This window comes from Candidatus Pantoea deserta, from assembly GCF_003813865.1.
Taxonomy (GTDB): Bacteria; Pseudomonadota; Gammaproteobacteria; order Enterobacterales; family Enterobacteriaceae; genus Pantoea; species Pantoea deserta.
The window spans coordinates 1-1,595 of the sequence record NZ_RMVG01000055.1 but is presented as its reverse complement, the minus strand read 5'-3'; the positions used below and the strand labels follow the sequence as shown (position 1 = coordinate 1,595).

Genomic DNA, 1,595 nt, shown 5'->3' with positions numbered 1-1,595 from the left:
TACGTCCGGGATGGTGTTCACCATCTGATAGCGGTAGCGGCTTTTCGGCATGATCGCGGACGGGTACTCGTAGCAGACGGCGGTGTTCTGCGGCACGGTGTCGAGGATGAGCCCCTCGCGGTGCAGCTTGAAGTCCATGCGCTCGGAAAGTAGCGCCCCGCTGTTGAGCCCGCTCGACTCGTTCACGATGTTGCCGGTAAACGGGTACATTGAGCCGTGCGAGCCCGCGCACCAGAACAGCGCATCAATCGGCTTGCTCACGCCCGCCACCACCGCGTCCGCCGCGCAGGCCATCTGCGCCACCGGGTTCGCAAACAGTATCACCTCCGGGTTCAGGAACAGCGCCAGGTTGTCGTTCTGCCAGGTCGGGTCCAGCTCCGAGAGGTAGCCGATGTCATATTCCCCGCCCTGCATGCACATGTCCGAGGTAATAATGCTGAGCCAGGAGATCAGCGGGTACTTGTACCAGTGGACGTGATAGAACGTGCCCGGGTGCTCATTCGCCATTTTCGTGCCGGTGCCGGTGCCGGTGTTTGGGATGTTGATGTTGAAGCCGCCCATGTTCACCATGCAGCCGGGCGAGCGCGTCACGTCGGTCATCGCAAACGGCTCCCAGAAGCCAATCGCGATGCCCGGTCGCTCAAATATGGGGGGCGGCGCCGGGCAGAACTGAATCGGCGATGGCGGGTTTTCGGTATCCGGCAGCGATCCGGCCGAAACCTGCACGCTGCCAATACTCATCGGGAACAGGCACTCCCAGCACACGTCGGTGATGGGGTTGACCCAGCGGCCCTCGCAGGTCAGGGAGGTTTTGCCGTTGTCTGCCGCCGCGGCCGGCTGGCAGACCCACACCGCGAGCGCCAGTAAAACCGTGCGCCAGGCCATGTCAGCCTCCTTTCTTCACGCCGCCGCGCGCTTTTTCCACCGCCGCCTGCAGCGCCTGCTGGTCGGTTGCCCCCGGGATAACGCTGACGTTCTCAGCCGTGGCACCGCTGCTGACCGGCATAATAAAGAAGGCAGGCGTACCCTGAATGCCGAGGCGTCGGGCCAGCTGGTTATTGTTCTCCAGCGTCGCAGCCGTTGCCTCAACCTCCGCTTTCGGCGTCGTGGTCACGTCCGCCTTCACCGCCGCCTGACGGATGTCTTCATCCAGCAACTTTCCTTCGTTGTGGCCGGTCGCGTAGAGCGCGGCGTGATAGCGGTGGTACGCCTCTGCGCCGCCTTTCCTGTACACAGACAGGCCAACTTTCGCCGCCTGTACCGATGCGGGCCAGCGGCTGCCGAAAATCGGCCACTCTTTATAGATGAAACGCACGTTCGGGTTCTGGCTGATGAACTGCTCCACGGTCGGGGCGACTTTCGCGCAGTAGATGCACTGGTAGTCAAAGAACTGGATGACCGCGACGTCGCCCTTCGGGTGCAGCACCGGAGATGTCGGATCGTTCAGCAGCCCGTCCTGCTCCTTCAGCGCCGCGCCGGCGGCGGAGGCCATCTGTTTCTCCTGCGACTGCGCCTGCAGCTTCTGGCTCATCTCAATCAGGATTTCCGGGTGCGCGCGCAGGTAGTCCGCTGCAATCTCGCCGATCTGCGTTTTC

Annotated in this window: 2 protein-coding genes; both read right to left on the bottom strand. The window is 62.9% G+C overall.

Going from position 1 to position 1,595, the window contains the following annotated elements; genetic code table 11:
* Nucleotides 1–885: conjugal transfer pilus assembly protein TraU (gene traU / locus BBB56_RS23335; RefSeq protein WP_123803262.1), on the bottom strand; the 885-nt coding region annotated here is incomplete at its 3' end.
* A 1-nt stretch (nt 886) separates the two neighbouring features.
* The coding region (locus BBB56_RS23330) for a DsbA family protein (protein ID WP_148085455.1) at nt 887–1,595 on the bottom strand (709 nt) is incomplete at its 5' end.